We start from the raw sequence: 19,340 nt of genomic DNA, 5'->3' as shown, positions 1-19,340 counted from the left end.
GTCGCGCTGGCGTCGGCTCAGGTAGCGCTCGGCCAGCTGGCCAGCTCTGCCGCGCGCAGGTACTGCTCCGCGGCGCGCGCGGGGTCGTCGCCCCGCGCGAAGTGCTCGGCCAGCACCATCGGATCCTGCTCGCCGGCCTCGAGCAGCCACTCGCCGGCGAGCCGGTGGCCGAGCGCCCGGTCGCGATCCGTCAGCATCGCGTAGGCCCCCTCCCGCAAGAGCGGGTGGCAGAAGGCGATCTCCTCCTCGCCCGCGAACCGGGAGCTCGGCCGGCGCTCGATGATCTCGCGCTCGACCAGCTCGGCCCACGCGTCGCGCTCGCTCGTCCCCGACGTCCCGGCGCCGAGCAGCGCGCGCACGCCGCCCACCCAGGCGACCTCCCCGAAGACGCTCGCCGCCCGCAGCTGCCGCCGCGCCTCGAGCCCGAGCGCCGCGAGGCGCGCCTCCGCCATGCCCAGCACCGTCTCCGGCAGCGCGCCGCCGCGCCCTTCCGAAAGGGCCCGGATGAGCTCCTCGAGATAGAAGGCGTTGCCCCCGGCCCGGTGGATGAGCGCGGAGATCTCCCCGGGCGCGAGCTGCCTGCCCGCGCCGCCGAGCGCGCTCCGCACGAGCTGCTCGGCCGCGCGGGCCGGCAGCTCGCGCAACCGGAGCTCCGAGAGGCCCCGCTCGGCCCAGAGCCTCGGGAAGGCCGCGTGAATCTCGGGCCTGGCGAAGGCGAGCAGCGCGTACGGCCGGTCGCCGAGCTCCCGCAGCGCCCGGTCGAAGATCCCCATCGAGGGCGCGTCCCCCCAGTGGAGATCCTCGAGCACGACGAGCACGGGGCGCGCGGCCGTCACGGCGCGCGCGTAGTCGATGTACGCGCGCTGGATGCCCTCGGCCATCAGCGCCGGATTGTGCCGCGCGGCCCGCAGCGCCGGCAGGTCCTCGTCGGGGAGGGGGGCGACGCCGAGCAGCTCGCCCAGGAACCCGCCCACCCGTAGCCCTTCCTCTCCCGAGAAGAGCGGCGCGAGGGCCTGCGCGAGCTTCCGTCGCCGCGCGTCGACGGCCTCGCCCGCGGCGATCCCGAGCGCGCCCCGCAGCGACCCGGCGAGCATCGCGAACGCGGCGCCCGTGCCGATGGAATCGCCGCGGACGACGCTCAGGCTCACGTCGGGGTGGCGCTGGCGCAGCACCTCGACGGCCTCGTGGCGCAGGCGCGATTTGCCCATGCCCGCCGCGGCGGTCACCAGCGCCACCGCGGCGCGCCGCTCGGCGAAGCTCTCGTCGACGAGGTCGAGCAGGTGGCGCAGCTCCCGCTCGCGCCCGACGTGGGGGCTCGGCTTGCCCAGGAGCTTGCGCGGCCCCTCGCCGATCTCGCGCTCCGCCTTGAGCCAGGAGAGCCCGCCCCGCTCCACGACCTCGAAGCGCACGTCGAGCAGCGCGCGCGTCACCGCGTCGATGTGGACCCCCTCGCGCCGGCTCTCCGCGCGGCCGGTCGCGGCGGCCTCGTCGAGCAGGGCGGCCGCCCTGTCCAGCACCTCGCTGAGCGGCGATCGGCCCGCCGGCTCGCCCCACCCCGTCACCAGCACGACCGCCGCGCCGGGGAGCTGCGCGCAGATCTCGAGCGCGCAGCGCGCCATGAGCGCCGCCTGGTCGGTCGCGCTGCCCGCGCTCACCACGAGCGTCACCACCATCCCGTCGCCGAGCTCCTCCACCTGCGCGCTCAGCGGCATGGCCGCGCGGCGCACCACGGCGAGCGTGTTCGGCGGTGACGCGTGCAGATCGAGCGACTCTGTCGACTCGAAGAACGAGGCTTGCGCCGGCCGGACCGCCACCATCGAGACCAGGCGCTTCTCGCCCGTGGTGATCACCGCGCCGGGAAGGGGGGCCGAGGACACCTTGCTCCTCGTCCAGGCGCCGAGCGTGTCCAGGGTGCGCGCCACGGCCGCGCCGTCCTCGGGCCGCGCCGAGGGATCCTTGGCCAGCATCTGCGCGACGAGCTCGTCGAGCGCGTGGGGCACGTCGGGCCGCAGCTCCCTCGCCCTCGGCGGCTCCTCCAGGAGCAGCTTCCACACGAGCGCCATCGGGTGTTGCTTGCGGAACGCCGGCTTCCCGGTGAGGCACTCGTAGAGCACGCATCCGAGCGAGAAGATGTCCGCGCGCGCGTCCAGGCTGTCCCGCTCGCCCCGCGCCTGCTCCGGCGCCATGTAGCCCAGCGTGCCCAGCACCGCCTCCGTCCGCGTCAGCCGCTTCGAGGCGTCCTCCAGCTGCGCGATGCCGAAGTCGAGGAGCTTGACCCGATCGAGCGCGCCTTCGACCAGGAAGAGGTTGCTGGGCTTGATGTCGCGGTGCACGATCCCGCGCGCGTGCGCCGCGCCGAGCGCGTCTGCCACCGTCCTCACGAGGGCGATCGACTCGTCGATGCGCAGCTCCTGCCGCGCCAGCCGATCCGAGAGGCTCTCGCCGGAGAGCCACTCCATCGCGAGGTACAGCTCCCCCGTCGGCGCCATGCCGTGCGTCGCGTAGCGCACGATGTGGGGGTGCTCCAGCCGGGAGAGCGTCTCTGCCTCGCGGAGAAAGCGCGCCTGCGCGCGCGCGTCCGCCGCCTTGCGCAGCAGCTTGACGGCGACCACCGTCCCGCTCGAGCGATCGAAGGCCCGGTAAACGGTGCCCATGCCTCCGGATCCGGCGATCTCCGCCAGCTCGAAGCGGCCGTCCAGCAGCCTGCCAGGCAGCATGCGCGTGAAGGATGCACTCTCACTGGAGCGTGAGGCAAGGCGGACGAACGGTGCGAATGTGCCGTGGCACCTGCGCGGGGCGCGATGGCGGACTCGGCCGGCGCGGACGCGCGTCGTGCGCGTCGCCCTGATTCCGAGCTCCGCGAGGACCCTGGCCCGATCTCGCTCCCTCGTTCACGACGCAGCCGGCCTGTCGGGAGGCTGGGTTGTCTCGATGCGTTATGTTTTCGGGTCGGCGCCCGATCCGCGCCGGAGCTGCTCCAGCAGGAGCGGCATCGCGCCGGTGCCGGCCGCGAGGAGGCGCTCGTCGAGCGTGGCCAGGCCGCAGCGGAACTCATAGACCCTGAGGTGCGCCTCGTTGTGGAAGTACCTGAGGTTCAGGCTGGCGCCCGTGGCGGCGTCGATATCCATGGCGACGATGCGGAACCCTGCTTTCAGCTTGGCGATGATCACCGCGTTGTTGCAAGGGGCGTGCTCGCTGACCACGTAGTCGAAGCCGAGCTCTCGCGTGTAGGCGAGGACCCGGCGGAGGAACTCCCGGTACAGGCCGCGCCGGCGGTAGTCGGGGTGAACGGCCGAGTGCCACATGCGGTAGGTCTCTGCGTCCCGCTGGTGGCCCGAGAACATGGCCACGACCGCCTCGCCGTCGCGCACCGCCCAGAAGTCTGCGAGGCGGTGGGCTCCCTCGGACGCCGTGAGGCGGGCGCGGGCGCGCTCGCCCTCCTCGCCGGACAGCGCCCCGAGGTTGAAGAAGACCTCGGGCGGGAAATGGCGGAGCAGCTCGGCTTTGTGCAGCGCCCAGTAGGCCTCGCCGTCGGCGAGGCGCTCGAGCGGGTAGAGGCCTCCGAGCGGCTCGCCGAAGTGCTTCTGTCGAATCGGAACGACCCAGTCCCACGCGGTGCTCATACATCGAGCCCTATCATGTCGGCTCGCTCCACCCCAAGAAGGCCGTCCGCGGAGGCGCTCAGTCCGTTCAAAGGCCCGATCGCGGCGTGGACCGCGTTGGACAGGAGCCGTTACGAAGCGCTGTCGCCGCGATCGAGGTCGAGCCGCATGGCGCAGCGCTGCGTCGGGTCGAGGCCCTGGCGCGCCTCGTTCTCGAGGATCTCCGCGAGCCGCGGGGACGCCTCGGCCGGCGACAGCTCGCGGAAGCCCATCGAGGCGTAGAACGGCCCGTTCCAGGGGACGGTCCGGAAGGTGGTCAGGGTCATCGCCTTCAGCCTCGCGGCCCGCGCCCACGCGATGACGTGGGCGAGCAGGCGTCGCCCCAGCCCTTGCCCCTGGCGGTCGAGGACGACGTCGATCTCGCGGATGTGGAGCTCCTCGCCGGCCGTCTCGGCGCCCAGGAACGCGATCGGCTCGCCGGCGCCGTCGTCCATCACCCAGAGCGTCCCGGCCCGGAGCGCGCCGCGCCAGCCCTCCGCCGGCGTCACGTTCGCCAGGGCCTCGACGTCGAGGTCCGTCCCCCGGAACGCGTCGCTCGCCGAGCGCTCGATCTCGGGCAGGCGAGGCAGGTCGGACTCGACGGCAGGTCGGATGAACGCTGATGTCATCGGGGCTGCGCAGGCTAGGCAGCCACCGGCGCCCCCGCAACCTCGGGGCGCGACGGGGCTCCGGGGGAGGGCGACCCCGGGGGGGCCGGGGCGCCGCGCGCCGCGGCTGCTCGAGCCGCCGCGGGCGAAAGAGCGGCGTCGATTGAACGTTCCGCGAGCGTCCGGGAACTGAGGTCCATCCAGTCACGCAGCGGCGCCCCCACGGCGGGAAGCCCGACGCGTGCTCACAAGGAGCCACAGATGACGCTCGTCTCCTCGGCCCGCGCGGCGCGGAGCTCCGCGCCGCGATCCGCCCGGCGCCGGCTCGTGAAGCCGCTCCTCGGCCTCACGGTCTTCGCGGCGCTCTTCGTCGTGCTCGCGTGGCGGCTCGACAGGCCCTCTGTGGCCGCCGGGCCGCTCGACGCGGCGGCCGGGAACCCGCTCGGCCAGCTCTCCCGCGACGCCGCCGACCGGGCGCCCATCGCCGGCCTGGTCGAGGAGCGACTCCCGGCCGGCTCGTACACCTATGTCGCCGTGCGCACCGGCGAGAACCTCACATGGGCTGTCACTGTCGGCGACGCGCCGCCGCCCGGCACCCCGGTGCAGGTGCGGAGCATGGGCCGCAAGGCGAATTTCCACTCACGCCGCCTCGCGCGGACGTTCCCGGACCTCGTCTTCGGGATCGTCTCGCGCGCTGACTGAGCCTTCCGGCCACGGACAGAGTCCCCGACAACGGACAGAGGAGAGAGGACCATGATCATGACGACATGTGGATTCGACCAGATGCCGAGCGCGACGATCGAGCGCTCCTCGCGCGTGCTCGCCGCCGTCATCGCGGCGCTCGGCGCGATGACGGCGGGGTGCGGCTCCGATTCCGGCGCGAAGGCGGCCGACGCTCCCCTGCCCGAGTGCACGGGGGGCGTGCTCGAAGCCGATCTGGAGATGGACACGCTGAGCGGGCCCGGCGTCGATCCGGCGACCGGGAAGCTCCGGCCGCCTCCGGAGGGGTCGTCGTACGCGGTCAGCGCCACGTACGGGGTGACGCGGCCGGGCGACGCCGTGATGGAGCGATACGTGCCAATCTTCGAGGCAATCCATGCGCAGCTCGCGTCGCAGCCCGGCCTCCTGGCCATCCAGCTGGGCGGGTCGCCCTCCTGCGGCTCCGGGCGCACGCTGGCCGTGTGGGCCTCGACCGAGGCGATGTACGAGTTCGTCATGAGCCCGGCCCACCTCGCCGGGGTCGACGCCGCGGACGAGCTGCTCGAGCCCGGCTATGTAGTCACCCACTGGGAAACCGCCGAGATCGAGGGGATCACCGTCGAAGACTCGGTACGTCGCATCAAGGCGCTCGCCGCCGCGGCGCCATGAGCCGGTGCCGCGGCGGCCACGCGCACCGCGCGCCGAAGGGTCGACCCCGGGCTCAGCGGGCGGCCGTGCGCTGCGCGCTGAGGCGGCTCATCGCGTAGGCGAGCCCGCTCTGGAGCGTGCCTTGCGTGGTGATCCGGCCGAAGTCGATGCCCAGCCCGACCAGCGTCCTGGCGATCTCCGGGCCGATGCCCACCATCACGCTCCGGCAGCCGAGCAGCTCTGCCGCCTGCACGGCGCGCACCAGGTGGCGCGCGACGGCGGAGTCGATCACCGGCACGCCGGTGATGTCGAGGATCACGAACTCCGCGCGCCGCTGCCCGATGGCCGCGAGCAGGCTCTCCAGCGCCTGGGCCGCGCGCCGATCGCTCATCTCGCCGACCAGCGGGATGAGCAGGATCCCCTCCCAGACCTGGATGACCGGCATGGCCACCCGATCGAGCAGCTCCGCCTGCATCTGGATGATCGCGCGCTGCTCCCGGTTCTCGGCCGCCATCCGCTCGGCCTCCATGTGCCGCTGCTTCAGGTCGGTGATGTCCGTGATGAGCCCGCACAGGCCGACCACCTCCCCCTGAGCGTTCTTCATGGGGAACTTGCGCGTCCAGATCGTGCGCGCCACCCCGTCCGAGCCCGTGGCGCTCTCCTCGTTCTCGCTCGGCTCACCCGAGTTGAAGACGACGTCGTCGTAGCTCCAGAAGACCTCGGCCTGCTCCTTCGGCCAGTAGTCCGGGTCGCTGCGGCCTATCAGATCGTCGTAGCGCTGCCCGATCAACCTGCAGAAGCCCGGATTGCAGGCGATCCAGCGATGTCGCCGATCTTTGACGAAGATGGGATCCGGGATGGTGTCGATCACGAGCTGGAGCAGCCCGAAGGTCTTCCAGTCCGAGACGTCGATGCAGCGGAGTGTGAACGCCATTCAGCCAAGCCCATCTCCCCCGACCCCGACCAGCCTCCCTTTATCAGCCATCGTGGATGGCCGTGCAAGGGCAGAAATGCGGCGGATCACCGCGGAGACCCGGAGACGTGTGCCCCGCTTCAGGGAGCGCCTGAGTGTGCCTCGCCTTGCTAACTACCGCTACATGACGACGCGAGGGTTCGACGGGAGGCGCGCGGCGGCCGGACAGCTCGCGATCGCGTGGGTGCTCGCGCGGCAGCCGGAGTTCGTCCCGTGATCGGGGCGAAGACCCGCGCGCAGCTCGACGATGCGTTCGCCGCGCTCAAGCGGCCGCTCTCGAGGGACGACCCGGCGTTGCTCGAGGCGCTGGCGGCGATCTCCGCCGATCGCTGCGGCGCGGAGCAGACGCGGCGCCTGGACAGCGAGCGGCGGTGAACCCCCGGCGCGGCTCAGGCGTGACAGCGCGGCGCGGCAGCGACCTCGGCGCGCCGCCCTCCCGGAGGTCCCCCGTGCCGTCGTCGACGAGATCGAGCTCTCCGTCCAGATTCGACCGCGAGGCGTGATCAGTCCGGCACGGTCCGGGAATTCATCGAGGCCGTTCGGCAAGCCTCTTTCCAAAGGAGGCCTCTACAGATAAAACTCGCCACCTCGCCGATCCATTCCCCGCGCTCTGCAAAAGGAAAGATCGAGCGATGGCGCCCGGGGGCAGGTGTCACTGCCCGGCGGGATGCCTTTGTCGAGGCACATTGGACCGCTGGGGGCCCCTGGAGTCCCGTCCTGCATGAGAATCGTCGATATCCGCGCCACCACCGTCACCGTGCCGCTGGAGGCGCCCTTGCGCCACGCCAACGGCTGTCACTGGGGTCGCTTCGTGCGCACGATCGTCGAGATCGAGGCGGATAACGGGCTGATCGGCCTCGGTGAGATGGGCGGCGGCGGCGAGTCGGCCGAGGCCGTGTTCCGGGCGATGAAGGGCTACCTCGTCGGCCACGATCCCGCCCGCCTCGAGGAGATGCGGTTCAAGATCGCGAACCCGACCGCCTCTCTTTACAACAACCGCACCCAGGTCCTCGCCGCGCTGGAGTTCGCGTGCCTCGACCTGCTCGGGCAGGCCTTCGGCGTGCCGGTCCACGATCTCCTCGGCGGGAAGCTGCAGGACGAGGTGCCGTTCGCGTCCTACCTCTTCTTCCGCTACCCGAACGCCGACGGATCAGGCGAGGTGCGGACGCCAACGCAGCTCGTCGAGCAGGCGAAGGCGCTGAAGAAGACGCACGGGTTCACCTCGCACAAGCTCAAGGGCGGCGTGTTCCACCCGGACTACGAGCTCGAGTGTTACCGCGCGGTCGCCGCCGCCGTGGGCGAGGATCGCGTCCGCTTCGATCCGAACGCGGTCTGGTCGACGGAGCAGGGCATCCGCTTCGGGCAGGCGATCGAGGACCTGAACAACGACTACCTCGAGGACCCCGTCTTCGGCCTGCACGCGATGCGGCGCACCCGCGAGAAGGTGCGGATGCCGCTCGCGACGAACACCGTGGTCGTGGGCTTCGAGCAGCTCGCCGCGAACGTCCTCGACACGGCGGTGGACGTCATCCTGCTCGACACGACGTTCTGGGGCGGCATCCGGCCGTGCGTGAAGGCGGCGGGGATCTGCGAGACGTTCGGCCTCGGCGTCGCCGTCCACTCCTCGGGCGAGCTCGGCGTGCAGCTCGCGACGATGCTGCACCTCGGCGCCGTCATCCCGAACCTCTCGTTCGCCGCCGACGCGCACTATCACCACCTGCGCGACGACGTGATCCAGGGAGGCCCGCTCCCGTACCGGAACGGCCGTATCCGCGTCCCCGCGGGGCCCGGCCTGGGCGTCCGCCTCGATCGCGAGAAGCTCGCTCACTACGCCGAGGAGTACCGCCGGCTGGGCTCCTATCCGTACGACAAGGACCCGCTGCGGCCGGCCTGGTGCGCGACCGTGCCGAACGACCGCTGGGCCGATCCGAAGGACGACCGAATCCCCGAGGTGCCGAGATGATCCTCGCCGAGCGCGTGGCCGCGGCCGTCAACGCCGCGCCCATCATCGATCTTCACACCCACCTCTTCGCGCCCCAGTTCCCCGCGCTGAACCTCTGGGGCGTCGACGAGCTCCTCACGTACCATTACCTCGTCGCCGAGACGCTGCGCGCCGAGCCGAAGGTCACGCCCGAGGCGTTCTTCGCGCTCGACAAGAAGGCGCAGGCCGATCTCGTGTGGGCGTCGCTCTTCGTCCGCCGATCGCCGCTGTCCGAGGCCACCGCGGGCGTGGCGACGGTGCTCGCCGCGTTCGGGCTCGACCCCGCCGCGCCGGATCTGCGCGAGGCCCGCGCCTTCTTTGCCGAGCGCCGGGTCGAGGATCACCTGGAGGACGTGCTGCGGCTCGCGGGCGTGAGCGCGCTCGCGATGACGAACGATCCGACCGACCCGGTGGAGCGCGCGATCTGGGACTCGGGCGCCACGCCCGATCCGCGGTTTTACACCGCGCTGCGCCTCGATCGGCTCATCCACGCGGACGATCTCGCGCCCGAGCTCGAGCGGTGGATCGCCCGCATGCGGCCGCGCTACCTGGCGATCTCGGTCAACGAGGTCTCGGCGCCGCCCCGGGCCGTGCTGGACGCGTGCCGCGATCACGGGCTGCCGTTCGCCATGATGATCGGCGTCCGGCGCGCGGTGAACCCCCGCCTCGGCGTGGCCGGCGACGGGGTGAGCACGGTCGATCTGACCCCGCTCGAGCGGCTCGCCGGGGAGAACCCCGACGTGCGCTTCCTCGTCACGACGCTCGCGCGCGAGAACACGCACCCCCTCTGCGTCGTGGCGCGCAAGTTCGCCAACGTCCTGCCGTTCGGCTGCTGGTGGTTCATGAACAACCCGAGCCTCATCGAGGAGACGACGATGATGCGCCTGGAGATGCTCGGGCCGACCTTCGTGCCGCAGCACTCGGACGCGCGCGTCCTCGATCAGCTGATCTACAAGTGGCGCCACTCGCGGCGGTCGATCGCTTCAGCGCTGACCCGGCGCTACGGGGCGATGCCCGTCCCGCCGACCGACGCGCAGATCGAGCGCGACGCGCGGGCGCTCCTCGGGGGCATCGCGAAGGACTGGCTGGGAGCATGACGAACCGTTTCGACATCTCGGGCCGCACGGCCGTCGTGGTCGGTGGCACCTCCGGTATCGGGCGCGCGATCGCCCTCGGCCTCGCCGAGGCGGGCGCCCACACCGTCGCCACGGGCACCCGCGCGGACCGCGTGCAGGCGGTCGCCGCCGAGATCCGCGGGCGGGGCGTCCGCTCGATCGAGGCGGCGTGCGACGTCAGCGATCGCGCGACGCTCGACGCCCTGCGCGATCGCGTGATCGAGGCGTTCGGCGGCGTCGACATCCTCGTCAACTGCGCCGGTCGGACCTTCCGGAAGCCCACCGCCGAGGTCGGAGAGGCCGAGTGGGGCAGCCTGCTCGACACGAACGTCACCGGCATGCTGCGCGCGTGCCAGGCCTTCCATGGCCCGTTGAAGGACAGCGGCCGGGGCCGCATCGTCAACATCGCCTCGCTGTCGAGCTTCGTCGCGTTCCACGAGGTCGCGGCCTACGGGGCGTCGAAGGCCGCGGTGCTGGCGCTCACCCGGAGCCTCGGCGCCGAGTGGGCGAAGCACGGTATCCGGACGAACGCGCTCGTGCCGGGCGTGTTCGTGACGGACCTCAACCGCGCCCTCCTCAACGGCACAGGGCGCGGGCAGGAGCTGCTCGCTCGCACGCCCCTCGGCCGCTTCGGCGACACGCAGGAGCTGGTCGGCGCGGCCCTCTTTCTCTGCTCTGACGCGGTGAGCTTCATCACCGGTACGAGCATCACAGTCGACGGTGGATTCCTCGCCTCCGGGGTGAACCAATGACCGCAGCGTCTCCCGTGGCCCCGGCGACCGCCGGCGTCATGTCCCGCACTCGCTGGACCATCTGCGCGCTCCTCTTCTTCGCGACGACGATCAACTACCTCGATCGGCAGCTGTTCTCCCTGCTGATACCGTTCTTCGAGAACGAGCTGAAGCTCGGGCCGACGGACCTCGCGCTCATCAACGTGAGCTTCCTGCTCTCCTACGGCTTCGGCATGGTGTTCGTCGGCCGCTGGATCGACCGCGTCGGGCCGCGCAAGGGGCTCAGCGCGACGTTCCTGCTCTGGAACATCGCCTCGGCCGGCCACGCCATCGTCGGCAGCTTCGCCGGCTTCGCCGGTATCCGCTTCCTGCTCGGGGTCGGCGAGGCCGGCAACTTCCCGGCCGCCGTCCGCACCGTGGCCGAGTGGTTCCCCAAGAAGGAGAGGGCGCTCGCGACCGGGCTGTTCAACTGCGGCTCCAACGTCGGCGCCATCCTGGCCCCGCTCTTGGCGGTGCGCATCGCGGAGGCGTACGGATGGCGGACCTGCTTCCTCATCCTGGGCGGCGTCGGCGTCGTGTGGATCTTCTTCTGGACGCGCCTCTACCGGCGGCCCGAGGAGCACCCGAAGGTATCGCCCGAGGAGCTCGCGCACATCCGCTCCGACGCGAAGGAGGCGACAGGGTCCCTCGGCGTCGGCGAGGTGTTCGGGATGCGGCCCGTCTACGCGGTCGCGGCGGCGAAGTTCTTCACCGACGCGCCGTGGTGGTTCTACCTCACCTGGCTGCCGAAGTTCCTTGTCAGCGAGTTCAACCTGAAGCCGACCTTCATGGCCTACGCCATCCCCGTCGTGTTCCTCGTGGCGGACGGCGGCGCGATCGGCGGCGGCTGGTTGTCCTCCAGGCTCATCGCGAGCGGCCGCTCGGTCGGCACGGCGCGGAAGCTCGCGATGCTCGCGTGTGCGCTCTCCGCGGTGCCCGTCATGTCCGTCGGGCTCCTCGTCGATGTCCCGAGCGTCGCGGGCATCCCCACGATCTACGTCGCGGTCGCGATCCTGTCGCTCGCCGCGGCAGCGCACCAGGGCTGGAGCAGCAACCTCTACACGCTCGTCTCGGATGCCCTCCCGCGCCCCGCGATGGCCACGGTGGTCGGCGTCATGACCGCGTTCGGCGTCGTCGGCGGGGCGCTCTTCCAGATCTTCGTCGGCTGGGCGCTCACGGCCACGGGCTCGTACGTCCTGCCGTTCCTGCTCGCGGGCACGCTGTACCTCGTCGGCCTGCTGGCGCTGCACCTCATCCTGCCGCGCGTCGAGCCGGTCGCGCCGAAGCGGCGCGTGCCGAGCGCGGCGATCGTCGCTGGCGGCCTGGTGATGCTCGCCAGCATCGCGGGGCTGCAATTCGCCCTCAACCGTCCTGCGTACACCTCTGTCGACCAGTACCGGGCGACGCGGCCGGCCCAGCTGAAAGCGACGGGCGCGCCGGTCGAGGGCCCCGCCGCCCACGTGGGCTGGATGGACGCGCGCTGGTACCTCTGGCCGACGGCCGCGGGGACCAAGGCGGAGCTCGTCAAGTTCGACCGCGATGGGCGACCCATCGTCGAGGGGAAGGGCGCTGCCGCCAAGGGCTACACAGGCCCGTCCGCCGCAGAGGTCGAGTCGTCCCGCGCGCCAGGAGGCGATCGGTAATCACCGCCATCGGCCCGCCTCATCGCGATCTCCGCGATGGCGGCGGCCCCTTGAACCCTGCTTGTCCACCGGCTCTTCCGCCACGCGGCCTGCACCACTGCAAGGTATCCATGTCCTTCACGCTCCGTGATCCTTCCACCTGCCGCTGGGATCTCGTGTCCCTCGGCGAGGTCATGCTGCGCCTCGATCCCGGCGACGGGCGGATCTCCACCGCCCGCAGCTTCCACGCCTGGGAGGGAGGCGGCGAGTACAACGTCGCCCGCGGCCTGCGCCGCTGTTTCCGTCTCAGGTCGGCCATCGTGACCGCCCTCGCGGACAACCCCGTCGGCCGCCTGCTCGAGGATCTCATGATGCAGGGCGGCGTGGATCTCACGCACGTCCGCTGGGCGACGCACGACGGCGTGGGGCGCCTCGTGCGCAACGGCCTGAACTTCACCGAGCGGGGCTTCGGCATTCGCGGGGCGGTCGGCCTCTCGGACCGCGGCCACACGGCCGCGTCTCAGCTGAAGCCCGGCGAGATCGACTGGGATACGATCTTCGGCGCCGAGGGCGCGCGGTGGTTCCACACCGGCGGTATCTTCGCCGCGCTCTCGGAGACCACGCCTTCCGTGGCGAAGGAGGCGATGGAGGCGGCCAGGCGGCACGGCGTCGTCGTCTCCTACGATCTCAACTACCGTCCGTCGCTCTGGAAGTCGATCGGTGGTCAGGCCCGCGCGCAGGAGGTCAATCGAGCGCTCGCGCCGTACGTCGATGTGATGCTGGGCAACGAGGAGGATTTCACGGCTGCCCTGGGCTTCGAGGTCGAGGGCGTCGACGAGGGGCACGCCAACCTGCGCGTCGGCGCGTTCGAGAGCATGATCGAGCGCGTCCTCTCGGTGTTTCCGAACATCCGGGCGGTGGCGACGACGCTCCGCGTGGCGACCTCGGCGACGCGCAACGACTGGAGCGCGGTGCTGTACCAGGGCGGCCAGCTCTACAAGGCGCCCGAGCGCAAGGACCTGGAGATCTTCGATCGCGTGGGCGGCGGCGACTCGTTCGCCTCGGGGCTCATCTACGGCTTCCTGATGGGCAAGGGGCCGCAGTGGGCGGTCGATTGCGGCGCGGCGCACGGGGCGCTCGCGATGACGACGCCCGGCGACACGACGATGGCGACCCTCGACGAGGTGCTCAAGGCGATGAAGATGGGCACGGCCCGGGTGGACCGATGAACAAGCAATCCGTGCTCGAGTGGATCGCGCGCGGGCGCATCGTCCCTGTGGTGCGCGCTGGCTCGGCCGACGAGGCGCTGCAGGCGGTCGAGGCCCTCCTCGAGGGGGGGATCGACGTGCTCGAGATCACGATGACCGTGCCCGGCGCGGTCGAGGTCGTGCGCGAGGTCGCCGCGCGCCACGGCGATCGGGCGCTCGTGGGCGCCGGGACGGTGCTCGACGCCCGCGCCGCCGAGGCGTGTGTCGAGGCCGGGGCGCGCTTCGTGGTCAGCCCCGCGCTCGACGAGGCGACGGTGAGGGCGTGCGTCGCGATGAACGTCGTCCACGCTCCCGGCGCGCTCACGCCCACCGAGGTCGTGGCGGCGCACCGGGCGGGCGGAGATGTCGTGAAGGTGTTCCCCTGCGACGCCCTCGGCGGCGCCTCGTACCTCAAATCGCTCAAGGCGCCTCTGCCCCATATCCCGCTCATGCCCACGGGCGGCGTGACGCTGCAGAACGTGGGCAGCTTCTTCGCGGCGGGCGCGGTGGCGGTCGGCGTCGGCGGCAACCTCGTGGATCTCAAGCTCCTGCGCGACGGGCGGCGCGACGAGCTCGTCGCCCGCGCCCGTGCGTTCTGCGACGCGGGCCGCGCGTCCTGAGGGAGTGCGCAGGAGGCGCGCCCGCCTTCACCCTATCGATTCCAGCGGCTCCCCGGGGGGAGACGGGCGTGGTGCGCGCGCTGCGCGGTGCGACGTAAAATGTAGTTAAAACCAATAGTTGCGGCGTTTGCAGGGGATTCCCGGCGCCATGGATAACCAGGGGCTTCGAACATGAATCAATCGAAGGTTGCGAACCTAGTCGGTGCGTCGATTTTCTTCGTGGCGGCGGTCGCGCACGCCCAGACTCCCCCGCCGGCGCCGGACGCGGCCGCTCCGCAGGCCGCTGCGCCGGCCACGCCGGCGGACGCGCAGGCGCCGGCCACGCCGCCTGCGGACGTGGCTGCTCCGGCGGCGCCGCCGGCGGAGGCCGTCAAGCCGGCCTCCAAGGATCCTGTTCCCGTCACCGCCAAGTGGAAGGCCACGATCTACGGGATGGCGGAGTTCGACATCATGCACGACTCCACCCAGAGCTTCGGGGAGTCGGTCGGGGCTACGGTGATCCAGCGCGAGGACACCTACGCCGGCTCGCACGGCCGCACGCACTTCACGACGCGGAACTCCAGGTTCGGCGTCAAGGTGACCGCGCCCGAGGTGTCCGGGATCAAGACCACGGCCATGCTGGAGCTCGACTTCTTCGGCAATCAGCCGCCCACCGTCTCCGAGGCCTCGCTGGTGAGCAGCGGCACCTTCCGTTTGCGTCAGGCCAACATCAAGGTCGAAACGGACTACGTCGACCTGTTGATTGGACAGGGCTATCACCTGTTCGGGTGGCAGCCGTACTTCTTCCCGGCCACGACGTCCTTCTTCCCGGTGATGAACCAGGTGTTCGGGCGGATGCCGCAGCTGCGCGTCGGCCACAACTTCAAGTCGGACGCCGCCAACGTGGAGCTCGCCGCTGCCGTCCTCAAGCCGCCGCAGCGCGACTCCGAGGTGCCTGACATGCAGGCGGGGTTGCGCGTCGGCTTCAACGGCTGGAAGGGGATCCACACGCTCGGCGCCGCCGGGATGCTGCACGACCCGCTGACGCTCGGCGTCTCGGGCATCTTCCGCCGTTTCAGGGTCAACGAGCACTCCGCCGCCCCGATCGAGTCGAGCTCGGCCAACGGCTACGGGATCTCGGTCGATGCGCTGCTCCCGATCATCCCGGCCAAGTCGCTGGAGGAATCCGGCAACGCGCTGACGTTGACCGGCTCGTTCTTCACGGGCACGGGCATCTCGGACATCGTCGGCGTCGCGAGCAACGTGCCGCACCCGCCGCTCCCTGACGCTGGAGCGACCTATACGCCGAACATCGACAACGGCCTCGCGGTGTACGACGCGAACAACAACCTGAAGACGATCGGCTGGACGGGGTTCATGGTCGGGCTCCAGTACTATCTGCCGCCCTCGGGGCGCTTCTCCGTCTCCGGCAACTACACCCAGGGCTCGAACGACCGGGTGACCGAGGAGAACGGCTACGGCGCGCTCCGCACGGCCTACCACAAGTCGCGTTACATCGACGGTAACCTGTTCGCCGACATCACGCCGGCCATCCGCGCGGGCCTCTCGTTCCAGTACTCGGAGCAGACCTTCGCGGACGATGTGACCGCGACCAACGAGCGCATCAAGCTGTCCCTCTACAGCTTCTTCTGAGCGACGGCGGTGGGCGACCCGGGTCGCGTTTGATCCGCACGCTCTCGCGCGACGCCTTCGCGAGCCAGGTCGCGGAGGCAGTGCTCGCGCTGCTCGACCCCGATCGCGTCGCCTCGACGTCGCGCCACAAGCGCATAGCGACGCCGGAACGCCATTTGCTACGAATGGCTTGACTTCCGCGACATGGTGGCCGAAGGGGGAGGTGCATGAGTACTGTACATTTTGTGGGTGGCGAGAAAGGTGGCGTCGGCAAGAGCGTGGTCGCTCGACTGCTGGCGCAGCTATTCATCGACCGAGCGCTTCCGTTCGCGGCACTCGATGCGGATCTGTCGCATGGCGCGCTCCGCCGTTACTACGCGGACTACACGCAGCGCGTGGATCTCGATCAGCTCGATAGCGCCGATCAGATCCTGGACAGCGCGCTCGGAGGCGATCGCGTGGTGCTCGTCGACCTGCCTGCGCAGAGCCATCGGGCTCTCGAGCGCTGGATCGAGTCGACCGACGTCCTCAACTACGCGCGGGAAATGGGCGTCCAGCTCGTGTCCTGGCACGTCACCGACGGCGGCTTCGATTCGGTGTCCCACCTCGAGCGGGTCCTCGCGGCCCCGGGCGACGGGCTGCAGCATATCGTGGTGAAGAACCAAGGTCGCTCGAGGGACTTCAGCCAGCTCGACGCGTCACCCGCGTACCAACGCCTGCTCGAACGCGGCGGGCAAACCGTGACATTGCCCGAGCTCGACTCGTCGGTGATGTACAAGATCGACCGTTTCGGTTCGAGCTTCTGGGCCGCCATCAACACGAGCGAGGGGCCGCAAGCGCTGTCTGTCCTGGAGCGTCGCCGCGCCAAGCTCTGGTTGGAGCGCGCGCAGGCTGCGCTGGAGGCAGCGGGCAACTGGCGGCCAGCGACGGGACGCGCATCTGCCGTGGTCGTGCCGCAACACCCCGAGTCGGCGCAACAGCAGCTCGAATCGGCCGCGAGCAACGAACGGGTCGCGACCTGACCAAGGCGCCGGGGGCGCTTGATCAGGGCCTTGGGGTGAGCCGCCCCCGTGGTCTCGGGTCGACCCCTGGCCTCGGCCCGGCCGCGCGGGAGCGCGCCTCGGCGCTCGCCGCCGACGAAGCGTCGCGCCACGGGCCCCTTGCTCCCGCTCGCGAGATTGCTTCGGATGGCACGCTCGGAAGCGTACCATCGGCTCCGACCCATCATGGACGCCGCCACCACGACGTACGAGATCTTCGCCGCTGCGCAGTGGGGTTGCCTGCGCGCGGCCACGCCGCTCACCCTCACCGAGGCCGATCTCGTGGTCTTGCGGGGCCTCAATGATCGGCTCTCGCTCGACGAGGTCGCGACGATTTACTTGCCGCTCTCGAGGCTGCTCAACCTGCACGTAGGCGCGGCGCAGCAGCTCCGCCGCGTGAAGGACACCTTCCTTGGCCGCCCCATCGCGCAGCGGCCTTTCGTGATCGGCATTGCCGGGTCGGTCGCGGTGGGCAAGAGCACGACCGCGCGCGTGCTGCAAGCGCTGCTCGCGCGATGGCCTGACCACCCGCGGGTGGACCTGGTGACCACCGACGGCTTCCTGTACCCCAACGCGGTGCTCGCCTCGCGCGGCGGCCTGCACCGCAAGGGGTTTCCCGAGAGCTACGATCTCGGGCGGCTGGTGAAGTTCCTCGCCGACCTCGAGGCGGGCGTCGAAGCGATCGACGTGCCGGTCTATTCGCACGCCACCTACGACGTGATCGACGGGAAGGTGCAGACCGTGAGGCAGCCCGACGTCGTGATCCTCGAGGGCCTGAACGTGCTGCAGGGCCCCGACCGTGCCGCGGCGATCGCCGTCAGCGACTTCTTCGACATCGGGATCTATGTCCACGCGGACGAGGCCGACATCGAGCGCTGGTACATCGAGCGCTTCTTCGCGCTGCGGGCCACGGCGTTTCGTGACCCCTCCTCGTATTTCCACCGTTATGCGGCGATGGGGGACGACGAGGCGCGCGCCTTCGCGTTGCAGGTCTGGCGCACGATCAACGGTCCCAACCTGACCGAGAACATCCTGCCGACGCGGGCACGCGCCGACGTCGTGCTGGAGAAGGGGCCCGACCACGCCGTGCGCGCCGTGTGGCTCCGCCGGCTCTGATGTAGAGGTTCACGGCCGGCGCAGAGCGTCTGTCGTGTCCAGGTCCACGCGCTTTCCGTCGGTGGCGTCTTGACACCGCTGTCGACGACGACGGCCGTGAACTGTTGTAGGCTGCTGTCATGGACTGGAAAGAGAGCTGTCGCTCCCGCCTCCGCGAGCACGTCGACCAGCACGGCGACATCGCTCCTCCATGGGAGCGCTTCCCCGACTACGAGCGCTACACGCTCGGCTGGCGAATGGGCTCCGGCGAAGACTGGTTGGGGATGTGGGGCGTCTTTCTCGAACAGCTCGCGCCGGACCGCGAAACACGCATCGCCTACCTGCGACGCCACCCTCCCGCGCCGATCACCTGGGCAGAGGCCGTTCACAAGGTCTTGCACCCGACCGATGAACGGGCAGATGACGAGGGCGACGACGAGGACCCGATAGCGGCGGCCTCGCGTCGATCGGCGCTCCTGGAGCAGGGGTTCATCGCGGTCGACGTCTCCTTCACCATATGGCTCAGCCAGCAGGACGGCGTGCGTTGGCCGTGGGAATCGTACGAGACGCCCGAGAAGGCGGCCCGCTACAACACCCGCGAGCTCTGGTTCTGGTCGCGCCAGGTCGCCGAGCTCCGGAGAGGCGACGGGTGGACGCCTCCCGCCGTACCGGAGGGTTGGCGAGCGTGCGCGACCGCGCTCGCGAGCGGCGACGCAGATCCGATCGAGCCTCGCGACGGGCTCCTTTCGCTGGCTCGACTGCTCTGCGCCGGGGACGTCAAGGCGCCCTGGCAGCTCGGCTTGGAGCTCGCCGACTTCGCCGATTCGTTTGAGGACGACATGGGTTATGTCGACGCGTTTCGCTTGTGGGGAATGTCCGCCTTCGACGACGCCCACCAGCTGCGTCGCTACCTTGAGGCCACCCGAGTGCCGCCGGGCTGGGAGGCCTGGATCGCGGAACAATTCCCGGTGGATTGAGCGGCGGAACCGGTCTGGCCGACTCGACCTGGGTCAGCCGACGCAACCTGGGTCGGGTGGCCACACCGGCCGACGCAACCTGGGTCAGGTCGCCTCCTGGGCCGGGTGGGCGCCCAACCTGGGTCGGGTGGGCGCGCAACCTGGGTCGGGTCGGCGGCCGGCGGCGTGGCCGAGCGGGCCAACAACTTGGCCGTACGGGCAAAGGCCGGCGCCAGCCGCGGCGCGTAGCTTCCCGGCATGCTGCTCGCCGCTCATCGCACCTCGCGCTTCCGCCAGACCCGCGCCCTCGTGGCCGCTGCCCTGCTGGTCGGGCTCGTGGCCGCCGGCGGCTCGCTCGTAGTCCACGCCGCTGCGCATCCTGGGACGCACGCCGACCGGAACGTCGCGGGAGACGCGCCGCCCGGCGGCCCGCTCGGCGACCTATCGAGATCCCTCGGCGACCTCGCGCCCGTGGTCGGCATCGTCGAGGAGCGGCTCGCGGCAGGGAGTTACACCTACCTCGCCGTGCGGCCGGACGGCGGCAGCCCGATGTGGGCCGTGACCCTCGGCGGCGGACAGCCGGTGGGCGCGCGCGTCTCGGTCAGGAGCTTCGGCCGGCGCACGGAGTTCACGTCTCGCCGCCTGCAGCGGACATTCCCCGTTCTCGTCTTCGGCGTGGTCTCGCCCGCGCGCGCGGACGAGCGCTGATTCGCA

18 protein-coding genes are annotated in these 19,340 nt (G+C 70.9%); 14 read left to right on the top strand and 4 right to left on the bottom strand.

Annotation, left to right across the window (positions count from 1 at the left end):
* Positions 1 to 17 precede the first annotated feature (17 nt).
* The 3 genes from WME82_RS28260 to WME82_RS28250 all read right to left on the bottom strand — a co-directional run bounded on the left by WME82_RS28260 (position 18) and on the right by WME82_RS28250 (position 4,270).
* Entirely contained in the window at positions 18 to 2,717 is a 2,700-nt protein-coding gene (locus WME82_RS28260) for a protein kinase domain-containing protein (protein WP_438037828.1), read from the bottom strand.
* 219 nt (positions 2,718 to 2,936) lie between these two features.
* Positions 2,937 to 3,623, bottom strand: coding sequence for a GNAT family N-acetyltransferase (locus WME82_RS28255; protein WP_438037827.1), 687 nt, complete (start codon positions 3,621 to 3,623; stop codon positions 2,937 to 2,939).
* A gap of 110 nt (positions 3,624 to 3,733) precedes the next feature.
* Positions 3,734 to 4,270, bottom strand: coding sequence for a GNAT family N-acetyltransferase (locus tag WME82_RS28250; protein ID WP_438037826.1), 537 nt, complete (start codon positions 4,268 to 4,270; stop codon positions 3,734 to 3,736).
* Positions 4,271 to 4,510: 240 nt separating this feature from the next.
* Here WME82_RS28250 and WME82_RS28245 point away from each other — a divergent pair, with 240 nt between their 5' ends.
* Together WME82_RS28245 and WME82_RS28240 are read left to right on the top strand one after the other, a co-directional pair.
* The gene (locus WME82_RS28245; protein WP_437739598.1) at positions 4,511 to 4,951 is read left to right on the top strand and encodes a hypothetical protein; all 441 of its coding nucleotides are present in this window, start codon (positions 4,511 to 4,513) and stop codon (positions 4,949 to 4,951) included.
* A 57-nt stretch (positions 4,952 to 5,008) separates the two neighbouring features.
* Positions 5,009 to 5,617: an antibiotic biosynthesis monooxygenase family protein gene (locus tag WME82_RS28240; RefSeq protein ID WP_438037825.1), complete on the top strand. Its 609-nt coding sequence runs from the start codon at positions 5,009 to 5,011 to the stop codon at positions 5,615 to 5,617.
* Between the two features lie 52 nt (positions 5,618 to 5,669).
* Here the strand turns inward: WME82_RS28240 and WME82_RS28235 are convergent, their stop codons facing one another.
* On the bottom strand, positions 5,670 to 6,530 hold the full coding sequence (locus tag WME82_RS28235) for a PAS domain-containing protein (protein ID WP_438037824.1): 861 nt from the start codon (positions 6,528 to 6,530) through the stop codon (positions 5,670 to 5,672).
* A gap of 252 nt (positions 6,531 to 6,782) precedes the next feature.
* On the opposite strand from WME82_RS28235, the gene WME82_RS28230 reads away from it, so the two are divergent.
* The 12 genes from WME82_RS28230 to WME82_RS28175 all read left to right on the top strand — a co-directional run bounded on the left by WME82_RS28230 (position 6,783) and on the right by WME82_RS28175 (position 19,334).
* A complete protein-coding gene (locus WME82_RS28230; protein WP_438037823.1) occupies positions 6,783 to 6,944 on the top strand; it encodes a hypothetical protein in 162 nt (53 codons plus the stop codon).
* 346 nt (positions 6,945 to 7,290) lie between these two features.
* Positions 7,291 to 8,532, top strand: a complete 1,242-nt coding sequence (locus tag WME82_RS28225) for an enolase C-terminal domain-like protein (protein WP_438037822.1) — start codon at positions 7,291 to 7,293, stop codon at positions 8,530 to 8,532.
* Positions 8,529 to 9,647 carry a hypothetical protein gene (locus WME82_RS28220; RefSeq protein WP_438037821.1) on the top strand — a complete coding sequence of 373 codons (1,119 nt, stop codon included), beginning with the start codon at positions 8,529 to 8,531 and terminating at the stop codon, positions 9,645 to 9,647. Before WME82_RS28225 ends, WME82_RS28220 begins: the two co-directional genes overlap by 4 nt.
* On the top strand, positions 9,644 to 10,417 hold the full coding sequence (locus WME82_RS28215) for an SDR family NAD(P)-dependent oxidoreductase (protein ID WP_437911610.1): 774 nt from the start codon (positions 9,644 to 9,646) through the stop codon (positions 10,415 to 10,417). The genes WME82_RS28220 and WME82_RS28215 overlap by 4 nt, the downstream gene beginning before the upstream one ends.
* A gap of 38 nt (positions 10,418 to 10,455) precedes the next feature.
* A complete protein-coding gene (locus WME82_RS28210) occupies positions 10,456 to 12,078 on the top strand; it encodes an MFS transporter (protein ID WP_438037820.1) in 1,623 nt (540 codons plus the stop codon).
* A gap of 110 nt (positions 12,079 to 12,188) precedes the next feature.
* Complete coding sequence (locus WME82_RS28205) at positions 12,189 to 13,286, top strand: PfkB family carbohydrate kinase (protein WP_438037819.1); 1,098 nt, start codon at positions 12,189 to 12,191, stop codon at positions 13,284 to 13,286.
* Positions 13,283 to 13,924, top strand: a complete 642-nt coding sequence (locus tag WME82_RS28200; protein ID WP_438037818.1) for a bifunctional 4-hydroxy-2-oxoglutarate aldolase/2-dehydro-3-deoxy-phosphogluconate aldolase — start codon at positions 13,283 to 13,285, stop codon at positions 13,922 to 13,924. The genes WME82_RS28205 and WME82_RS28200 overlap by 4 nt, the downstream gene beginning before the upstream one ends.
* Before the next feature lie 171 nt (positions 13,925 to 14,095).
* Positions 14,096 to 15,556, top strand: coding sequence for a hypothetical protein (locus tag WME82_RS28195; RefSeq protein WP_438037817.1), 1,461 nt, complete (start codon positions 14,096 to 14,098; stop codon positions 15,554 to 15,556).
* A gap of 206 nt (positions 15,557 to 15,762) precedes the next feature.
* Positions 15,763 to 16,557: a mobilization protein gene (locus tag WME82_RS28190; protein WP_438037816.1), complete on the top strand. Its 795-nt coding sequence runs from the start codon at positions 15,763 to 15,765 to the stop codon at positions 16,555 to 16,557.
* Between the two features lie 165 nt (positions 16,558 to 16,722).
* Positions 16,723 to 17,691 (top strand): type I pantothenate kinase, encoded by a 969-nt coding sequence (coaA, locus tag WME82_RS28185; protein ID WP_438037815.1) that lies wholly within the window; start codon positions 16,723 to 16,725, stop codon positions 17,689 to 17,691.
* Positions 17,692 to 17,810: 119 nt separating this feature from the next.
* Positions 17,811 to 18,647 (top strand): hypothetical protein, encoded by an 837-nt coding sequence (locus WME82_RS28180; protein WP_438037814.1) that lies wholly within the window; start codon positions 17,811 to 17,813, stop codon positions 18,645 to 18,647.
* Positions 18,648 to 18,884: 237 nt separating this feature from the next.
* Positions 18,885 to 19,334 (top strand): hypothetical protein, encoded by a 450-nt coding sequence (locus WME82_RS28175; protein ID WP_438037813.1) that lies wholly within the window; start codon positions 18,885 to 18,887, stop codon positions 19,332 to 19,334.
* Positions 19,335 to 19,340 lie beyond the last annotated feature (6 nt).

It is taken from the genome of Sorangium sp. So ce128, from assembly GCF_051525245.1.
Taxonomy (GTDB): Bacteria; Myxococcota_A; Polyangia; order Polyangiales; family Polyangiaceae; genus Sorangium; species Sorangium cellulosum_B.
This window is presented reverse-complemented; position numbering and strand designations above follow the sequence as displayed.

What these genes read in the sequence shown, in the direction of transcription:
- WME82_RS28245 (WP_437739598.1), top strand. Translation starts at nt 4,511, where the DNA reads ATGACGCTCGTCTCCTCGGCCCGCGCGGCGCGGAGCTCCGCGCCGCGA.
- WME82_RS28210 (WP_438037820.1), top strand. Translation starts at nt 10,456, where the DNA reads ATGTCCCGCACTCGCTGGACCATCTGCGCGCTCCTCTTCTTCGCGACG.
- WME82_RS28225 (WP_438037822.1), top strand. Translation starts at nt 7,291, where the DNA reads ATGAGAATCGTCGATATCCGCGCCACCACCGTCACCGTGCCGCTGGAG.
- WME82_RS28180 (WP_438037814.1), top strand. Translation starts at nt 17,811, where the DNA reads ATGGACTGGAAAGAGAGCTGTCGCTCCCGCCTCCGCGAGCACGTCGAC.
- WME82_RS28205 (WP_438037819.1), top strand. Translation starts at nt 12,189, where the DNA reads ATGTCCTTCACGCTCCGTGATCCTTCCACCTGCCGCTGGGATCTCGTG.
- WME82_RS28255 (WP_438037827.1), bottom strand. Translation starts at nt 3,623, where the DNA reads ATGAGCACCGCGTGGGACTGGGTCGTTCCGATTCGACAGAAGCACTTC.
- WME82_RS28195 (WP_438037817.1), top strand. Translation starts at nt 14,096, where the DNA reads ATGAATCAATCGAAGGTTGCGAACCTAGTCGGTGCGTCGATTTTCTTC.
- WME82_RS28220 (WP_438037821.1), top strand. Translation starts at nt 8,529, where the DNA reads ATGATCCTCGCCGAGCGCGTGGCCGCGGCCGTCAACGCCGCGCCCATC.
- WME82_RS28240 (WP_438037825.1), top strand. Translation starts at nt 5,009, where the DNA reads ATGACGACATGTGGATTCGACCAGATGCCGAGCGCGACGATCGAGCGC.
- coaA (WP_438037815.1), top strand. Translation starts at nt 16,723, where the DNA reads ATGGCACGCTCGGAAGCGTACCATCGGCTCCGACCCATCATGGACGCC.
- WME82_RS28215 (WP_437911610.1), top strand. Translation starts at nt 9,644, where the DNA reads ATGACGAACCGTTTCGACATCTCGGGCCGCACGGCCGTCGTGGTCGGT.
- WME82_RS28175 (WP_438037813.1), top strand. Translation starts at nt 18,885, where the DNA reads ATGCTGCTCGCCGCTCATCGCACCTCGCGCTTCCGCCAGACCCGCGCC.
- WME82_RS28260 (WP_438037828.1), bottom strand. Translation starts at nt 2,717, where the DNA reads ATGCTGCCTGGCAGGCTGCTGGACGGCCGCTTCGAGCTGGCGGAGATC.
- WME82_RS28190 (WP_438037816.1), top strand. Translation starts at nt 15,763, where the DNA reads ATGAGTACTGTACATTTTGTGGGTGGCGAGAAAGGTGGCGTCGGCAAG.
- WME82_RS28250 (WP_438037826.1), bottom strand. Translation starts at nt 4,270, where the DNA reads ATGACATCAGCGTTCATCCGACCTGCCGTCGAGTCCGACCTGCCTCGC.
- WME82_RS28235 (WP_438037824.1), bottom strand. Translation starts at nt 6,530, where the DNA reads ATGGCGTTCACACTCCGCTGCATCGACGTCTCGGACTGGAAGACCTTC.
- WME82_RS28200 (WP_438037818.1), top strand. Translation starts at nt 13,283, where the DNA reads ATGAACAAGCAATCCGTGCTCGAGTGGATCGCGCGCGGGCGCATCGTC.